This window comes from Nitrosophilus sp. (assembly GCF_982775275.1).
This window is the reverse complement of record NZ_CEXZHP010000056.1, coordinates 1-8,482: the sequence shown is the minus strand read 5'-3', so window position 1 is coordinate 8,482 and position 8,482 is coordinate 1. Positions and strand designations below refer to the sequence as shown.

General features: G+C 31.1%; 3 protein-coding genes. All 3 read left to right on the top strand.

From position 1 onward, the window contains the following. Nucleotides 1–221 precede the first annotated feature (221 nt). The 3 genes from metH to AC30RD_RS04155 all read left to right on the top strand — a co-directional run bounded on the left by metH (nucleotide 222) and on the right by AC30RD_RS04155 (nucleotide 8,463). Nucleotides 222–3,671 carry a methionine synthase gene (gene metH, locus AC30RD_RS04165; protein WP_489493005.1) on the top strand — a complete coding sequence of 1,150 codons (3,450 nt, stop codon included), beginning with the start codon at nucleotides 222–224 and terminating at the stop codon, nucleotides 3,669–3,671. 288 nt (nucleotides 3,672–3,959) lie between these two features. Then, nucleotides 3,960–5,894, top strand: a complete 1,935-nt coding sequence (locus AC30RD_RS04160; RefSeq protein ID WP_489493004.1) for a DNA methyltransferase — start codon at nucleotides 3,960–3,962, stop codon at nucleotides 5,892–5,894. Continuing rightward, nucleotides 5,881–8,463, top strand: coding sequence for a DEAD/DEAH box helicase (locus AC30RD_RS04155; RefSeq protein WP_489493003.1), 2,583 nt, complete (start codon nucleotides 5,881–5,883; stop codon nucleotides 8,461–8,463). Before AC30RD_RS04160 ends, AC30RD_RS04155 begins: the two co-directional genes overlap by 14 nt. Nucleotides 8,464–8,482 lie beyond the last annotated feature (19 nt).

Here is an 8,482-nt window from a genome sequence, read left to right as displayed (position 1 = left end):
TAAATTTTCTATTTGCGTATGTTATGATTCCAGCCGGATCGGTTTCTGTTATCATTACACCCCCATCAAAGGGAACTTCTATATCTACCGGATCTTCTCTAATTATCTCTTTTCCGGTTTTGATATTTTTAATCTTTTTCATTATAATCCCCTAAAAAGTTTTTAAATATAATTTAAATAATAGGAAAAAATTTATTAAATAAAAATATAAAAGAGGCTTTATGAACCAAAAAAATATTAAAGATTTGGTTAAAGAGAGAGTTTTGATCATTGACGGAGCTATGGGGACCCAGCTTCAGGCAAAAAAGATACCAAAAGAGGTTTGGCGAGGAAAAGAGGGCTGTAACGAACTTTTAAACGAAAGCGCACCCGATATTATAAAATCTATCCATAAAGCATACGCAAAAGTTGGGGCCGATATTATTAAAACAAACAGTTTTGGCACGATGCCGTGGGTTTTGGAAGAGTATGGATTGGAAGATAAAGCTTATGAATTGACATATCTTGGATGTAAGCTCGCTAAAGAGGTATGTCAAGAGTTTAGCAAAGATAAACCAAGGTTTTGCGCCGCATCTTTTGGACCCGGGACAAAACTGCCTAGTTTAAACCATATCGATTATGATACTATGTATGATGGTTATATAGAGTGCGCAAAAGGCGCAAAAGATGCAAATGTGGATCTATTTTTATTAGAAACTTGTCAAGATCCTCTACAGATAAAGGCCGCTATCCATGCCTGCAGTGACGTTGCGCCAGATATTCCTATAATGGTAAGCGTAACAATCGAGCAAAACGGAACTATGCTAATTGGAACAGATGCGGCTACCATAGCTACAATTTTGGAGCCTTTTGATATATTATCTTTAGGTTTTAACTGCGGAACCGGTCCTGATATGATAGAAAAACATTTAAAAATTTTAAGCGAAGTTTGGCCAAAATATATAAGCGTTCACGCAAACGCGGGTCTTCCTCAAAATAGAGGGGGATATACCTATTATCCGATGGGTCCAAAAGAGTTTGTAGAGCTTGAGGGTAAATTAACAAAATATGACGGAGTTGCATTTTTGGGTGGATGTTGCGGAACGACGCCTCAACATATCAAAGCTTTGGTAGAAGCGGTTAAAGCAAAGGTTCCAAAACAGCCAAAGGGTTCTCATCCAAGAAGTATAGCCAGCCTTTTTGAATCAAAAACACTAAATCAAAATCCCCCTCCCTTTTTGATGGGCGAAAGAAGCAACGCAACAGGTAGCAAAGCTTTTAGAGAACTTTTGTTAAAAAGCGATTATGAAGGAACCTTAAGCGTTGCTCAGCAGCAAGTTAGAAGCGGAGCACACGGGATAGACGTATCGGTTGGGTTTGCCGGCAGGGATGAGAGCGAAGATATGAAAGAGGTTATAAAACTTTACAATGAAAAAATATCAATTCCTCTGATGCCAGACTCCACGCAGATAAAAGCTTTAGAGGCGGCTTTAAAGCATATTGGCGGAAGAGCTATTATAAATTCGGCAAATCTTGAAGACGGCATAGAAAAATTTGACGCTATATGCAAGCTTGCAAAAAGATTTGGAGCCGCTTTGGTTCTTTTAGCTATAGATGAAAAAGGTATGGCTAAAACAAAAAAGAAAAAGATCGAAGTTGCAAAAAGAATGTATGAAAGAGCGGTAAACCTACATGGAATGAATCCAGGAGACTTAGTATTTGATCTGCTTACTTTTACCGTAGGAAGCGGCGATGAGGAGTATCAAAACGCCGCTATAGAAACAATTGAAGCTATAAAAGAGTTAAAAAGGCTATATCCGGAAGTCGGAGCAGTTCTTGGAATATCAAATATCAGTTTTGGACTTGAAAAGCATGCAAGGGAATATTTAAACAGTGTATTTTTACATCATTGTGTAAAAGCCGGATTGAGTATGGCTATAGTAAACGTAAAAAATCTTATCCCTTATCATAAAATAAGCGAAGAAGATAGAAAAGTTTGTGAAGACTTGCTTTTTAACAAAAGAGAAGATGGCGATCCCCTTTTTAAATTTATAGATCATTTTAGCAAAGCAGATAAAAAAGAAAAAAAAGATAGCGACGAATTGAGTAAACTACCTTTGGAAAAACAGATTCATAAACTTTTGATCGACGGAGACAAAGAGAGGATGATGCCTTTGCTTGAAAAAGCAAAAGAAAAGATTGATCCGCAAAAAATAATAAACGAGATTTTAATAGAGGCTATGAAAGAAGTTGGAGAGCTTTTTGGAAGCGGACAGATGCAACTCCCTTTTGTTCTTCAAAGTGCAGAAGTTATGAAAGCCGCAGTTGATTATCTAAACCAATTTTTGCCTAAAAAAGAAAAAACCTCAAAAACCACGCTGATTTTAGGGACGGTAAAAGGCGATGTGCATGACGTTGGCAAAAATTTGGTAGATATTCTTCTTACAAATAACGGCTTTAACGTGGTAAATATTGGTATAAAGGTTGAACTTGAAGAGTTTATAAAAGCTTACAAGGAGCATAATGCAGATGCCATAGGTATGAGCGGACTTTTAGTAAAATCTACCGCCGTTATGCTTGAGAATTTGAAAGAGATGAAAAAAAGAGGAATAAAAGCTCCTGTTTTATTAGGAGGAGCCGCGTTAACAAAGAGATTTGTCGATGATTTTTGCAGACCAGAATATGATGGGCCGATATTTTATTGCAAAGACGCATTTGACGGAATAGTTGCTATGAGTAGGATAGAAGAGGGCAATTTTGATACAAAGCTTGGAAGCGATAAAGATGAAGAAGATATAATAGAAGTGGTAAAAAAAGAGGATATTAAGATAGATCCAAAAGATATAATTTTACCTCCTTTAGTTTCAGTCCCGACACCACCTTTTTGGGGCAGAAGAACTTTGGATATAGATCCTCTAATAGCCTATGAGTGGATAAACAAAAGACTTTTATTTAAACAAAGATGGGGATATAAAAGCAAAGGGTTAAGTAAAGAGGAGTATGAAAAACAGCTAAAAAATGTCATAATTCCGGCATTTGAAAGATTAAAAAGCGAGTTAAAAGATATTTTTAAACCGGTTATTATATACGGATATTTTCCCGTAAGAAGGGTGGATAATGAACTTTACGTATTTGGCGAGGAGTTTGGTTGGAGAAAAGATGAAGACGCCAATTGCGAGCCTATAGAAAATATTATAGGCGATGCGATAGAGATCTTGACTTTTCCAAGACAAAAAAAGAAGCCACACAGATGTATTGCAGACTATTTTAGAAGCGATAGAATGGATGTTTGCGCATTTACGTGCGTAAGTGCTGGAAGTGCTTTTAGTGAGTATGAGAGCGAGCTTTTTAAAGCAGGAAAATATCACGAATACCATTTGGTTCATGGATTGAGCGTTGAGCTTGCCGAAGCATTAGCCGAGATTGCACATAAAGAGATAAGGATAGAGCTAAATATATTAAAAAACGAAAAACCAGATCTAAAAGATGTAAAAATGAGTGGATATCAAGGTGCAAGATATAGCCCAGGATATCCTGCTTGTCCTGATCTTGAGCTTAATAGGCATATATTTAATCTTTTAAAGCCAGAGGAGTTTGGCATAACGCTTAGCGAAACCTTCCAAATCCATCCAGAACAGTCAACCTGTGCGATCGTAGTTCATCATCCTGAAGCTAAATATTTCAACGTTTAAGAGGCTTTTTGCCTCTTTTTAATAATTTAATTAAAAAATTTATTGTTTACAGTAATTTTCGAGGTTGGTTTTTATGCTTTTACTATATCTCATTTATTTTTCAATTTTGATATTAATTTAAATTAATATTTTGTCTGATAAAATCCTTCATAAGGATAGATTATTGCTTAGTATAGATCATTATATTTTATGTTATAAATAGTCCAAAAACCTAAATAAAGATATAGTTAAATAATGGATAAAATAATAACTTTTTACTATTAAAGCTATAAAATCAGGAGATATGAAATGCAAAAAATATTAACTCAAGAACAGAAAAAATATATAATTAAACTTTTGCAAGAAAATAAAGATTTGCCTGAAGAATTTAAACATTTACTTTTCCCAACAAAACAGAAAGAATATGAATTGGTCTATGCAGGAAAAATTAGAAAAGAAGATTTGCTAGCAAATGAAGATGGAGTTTTTCCAGTTCCGTTACAGATTGATAAGGTATTTAATGGTGAAAGGGAAAGCTTTGATGATGATTGGAAAAATATGATTGTTTTTGGAGATAATTTACAGTTTTTAAAGACTGTTTATGAAAATAAAGATCCTTTAATTAAAGATAAAGTAAAAGGGAAGGTTAAATTAATTTATATTGATCCACCGTTTGCAACTGAAAGTGATTTTAAAGGAAAAGAAGGACAAAAAGCTTATAGAGATAAAGCAAAAGGTGCTGAATTTGTAGAGTTTTTAAGAAGAAGACTAATTTTAGCAAGAGAAATTTTAGCTGATGATGGGAGTATTTATGTACATTTAGACAAAAAAATGAATCATTATATAAAAGTTATAATGGATGAAATTTTTGGAAAAGAAAAATTTAGAGCAGAAATTATATGGGATACTTCAATTCCTTATGTTGCTGGGAATAAATGGCTATCTCCTAATTGGATATATTCACATGCTATTATTTTATATTATACAAAATCGATAAATAATTATATTTTTAATAAGCAAGTAATGGAAGTTAAACAACCATCAGGAGATATATCAAAAAAACCATATAAAGATATATGGACCGATATAGAAAACTTTGCTGGTTTTTTAGGAGCTAAAGATATTAAATATGGTTATCCAACTCAAAAACCTGAAAAACTATTAGAAAGAATAATCAAAGCATCTACCAATCCAGGGGACTTAGTTTTAGACTTCTTTGGTGGAAGTGGAACAACAGTAGCAGTTGCAGAAAAACTTGGAAGAAGATGGATTGCTGTTGATATTGGAAAATTTTCTTATTACACAATGCAAAAAAGAATTTTGCAGATAGAAAATTCAAAATATTTAGAGAATCCCAAGAAGAAATATGGAAAAAAAGCAAGAAGTTTTATTACAGCAAGACTTGGAATATATGATTTAAAGCAAGCATTAGATCTTGAGTGGAAGCAATACTTAAAATTTGTCTCAGAGCTTTTTGAATTTGAGGTAAATGGGTTTGAAGTGGCTGGATTGAAGTTTGAAGGAAAAAAGGGAGAATTTCCTGTAAAGGTATTTGATTATAGAAGATTTAAAGATGCTTCTGTGGATGAAAGTTATTTACAAAATATTCATAATACTATTGGAAGCAGATTAAGTGGAAAGGTCTATATAGTTGCACCTGCAAATTATGTGGACTTTATACAAGATTATTATCAAATTGGTAGTATAAAATATTTTTTCTTAAAAATTCCGTATCAAGTAATTAAAGAGCTTCATAAAATTCCATTCAAGAAATTAAGACAACCGCAAAGTAAGAAAAATGTTAATGATTTAGATGAAGTAATAGGATTTCATTTTATAAGGCAACCAGAAGTTAAAAGTGAATTAAAAATTGAAAGCAATAAAGTAAAACTAATAATAAAAGAATTTAGAAGTCAATATTATAAAGATGAAGAAGGGAAAGTTTTAGATAATTTTGAAACATTATCTGCAGTTTTTATTGATAAAAATTATAATGGAAAATATTTTGAGATGGATGAAGTATATTTTGCTGATGAATTATTACCTAAAAAATCCAAGAAGAAAGATGTTGAAGAAGACATTAGAAAAAAATTGAAAGAGATTAAAGATAATGGGTTAGTTATTGAAATGGATAAGAATAAATTAGGACAAAAAATTATGATTGTTTATTCAGATATTTATGGAAATGACTTTACAGAAATTTTTAATTTAAATAAAATAAGGGAAAGTTATGGAAGAGATTAAAATTTATAAAACAAAAGATTTAGTTTTAAAGGTTAATCCTGTTTATGATCCTACAAAGCTCAACTTTGATGAGTGGGAAAGTTTTTTAGATGTTCTTTGTGGAGATAGAGAATATCAAAAAGAGGCTATTAGAAATGCAATAATTTATTTTGCTGGAGGTAGATATTCAAAAATAGAAGATTTAGTTGAAGAAAATTATAATAAAAATCAAGAGTTGAAAAATAGATATCCTACTTTAGATGAGTATAAAAGACATATTCAATTATCAAATAAATTATCTGCAAATATAGATCTTGCTACAGGAACAGGAAAATCTTATGTAATTTACGGAATTGCTCAAATTATGTTAGGGCTTGGTTTGGTGGATAAAGTATTAGTTTTAGCTCCATCTTTGACAATTGAAGCAGGTTTAACTGAAAAATTTGAAAGTTTAAGTGGAAATTCAAGGCTTAAAAAAGCAATTCCAAAGAATGCAAAATATAAAAATCCTAGAATTGTTAATGCAAATGTAACAGTAAAAGATGGTGATATTTGTGTAGAAAATATTCATGCTGTTTATGAAAGGACAGGTTCGTCAATTGACGATAGTTTTAAAGGTGTTGGAGAAAGAGTTTTAGTCTTAAATGATGAATCTCATCATATATATAATAAAGTTAGTGGAAGAAGCGAGGAAGCAAAAAGTATAAAAAAATGGAAAGAATTTTTATTAAATCCCGATTATAATTTCAAGTATATTTTAGGATTTACAGGAACAGCTTATATTGGAAATGAATATTTTAATGATGTAATCTATAGATATTCTTTAAGAGAAGCTATTGAAGACAAAATAGTCAAAAATATCGAGTATGTACAAAAAGATGATAGTTTAAATAAAAATGAGAAGTTTCAAAAAATTTATCAAAATCATCAGGAAAATAAGGATAAATATCCAAGAATAAAACCTTTAACTATTTTAGTAACAAAAGATATTTCAAATGCTAAAAATTTAAGGGAAGATTTGATCTCCTTTTTAGGAGAAAAAGAAGGTTTATCAAGAGAAGAAATAGAGAAAAAAGTTTTAATAGTAACTTCAGCTAACGAGCACAAAGCAAATATTCCTAAACTAAAAACTGTAGATGAGAAAAATGATCCGACGGAATGGATTGTTTCTGTGTCAATGCTTACGGAAGGATGGGATGTAAAAAATGTTTTTCAAATAGTCCCTTGGGAAGATAGAGCGTTTAATTCAAAGTTACTTATAGCCCAAGTGCTTGGTAGAGGATTGAGGGTTCCGGAAGAGTATAAAACTCCACAACCAAGAGTAATAGTTTTTAATCATGATGCTTGGAGTAGAAATATTAAAGGCTTAGTTGATGAAATATTAGAAATTGAAACAAGAATCTATAGTGAGGTAATTTTAGAAGGAGAAAGAAGTAAATATCATTTTGAAGTTTATAATTTGGATTATTCAAAAGAAGAGATTGAAGTTGAGCATAAAAGAGATAAAGAAATTTATAATTACTCAAGAATAGAAAGAGAAGGTATAAAATTAGAATCTCAGGTTGAGATTGTTGATAAAGAAACTGTTTATGAATCTGTGTCAGGAGGTTTAATTAGAGAGAAAAATTATGCAATAGAATATAATACTTGGACAGTTGAAGAAGTATTAGATAAAATATATGAAGAATTTCAGATAAGAGATTGGGAAGGTAGAGTTTTACAACTTGGAGAAGATCAATATACAAAAAACAATTTACCTCCAAGAGATAGAATTAGAGAGATTATAATTAATTCGATGAGGAAAGTTGGCATTAAAGGAGATAGATTAGTCGGGAAGAATGTAAATAAGATTTTTCAGGCATTCTCTACTCTTTTAAGGAAAAAAGGTAAAACAGTTACTACAAAATTAAAAGTAAATGATCCTATAAAAATTTCAACGAAAGATATACAAAGAGAGAGTATAGGAATAGGAAACTTAAAAAGGGAATATTCTATTTTTTATACAAATAATTGGGAAAATGAGATTTTTAATATAGAACAAAAAGAATTATTCAAGCAATTATTAGAAGATGAAACATTACCAAGGTATGCATTAAAGGAACAGAATGAATTTTTATTTAAAACTTCATTAAATTTAGTTTTTACCAATAAAGAGCCAGAGAGAAAGTTTGTAGAACAATTATGTAAAAAAGATGTTGCAGAAAAAGTTTCAGCATGGGTTAAATCGAGAGATAGAGGCTTTTATAGTATTGAATATACCTGGAGAAAAGGGGAGCATCAAAAACCAAATTCCAAATTTAATCCAGATTTCTTTATTAAAATTGATAAAGACGGTTATGAATATTTTGTAGTTGTTGAAATTAAATCTGATAGAGACGATTCAGATGAAAACAAAGCAAAATATAAATATGCAAAAGAGCATTTTGATAGATTAAACAGAATCCTGAAAGAAAAAGGTATAAAGCAAAAGTATCTGTTTCACTTTTTAAGTCCGAATTCCTATACTGAATTTTTTGAATACTTAAAAGATGGAAGATTAATTAATGATAGTTTTAGAAGCGAATTGGAAAATTTGTTATCTGAATTATAGTAAATGTAACATTTATATT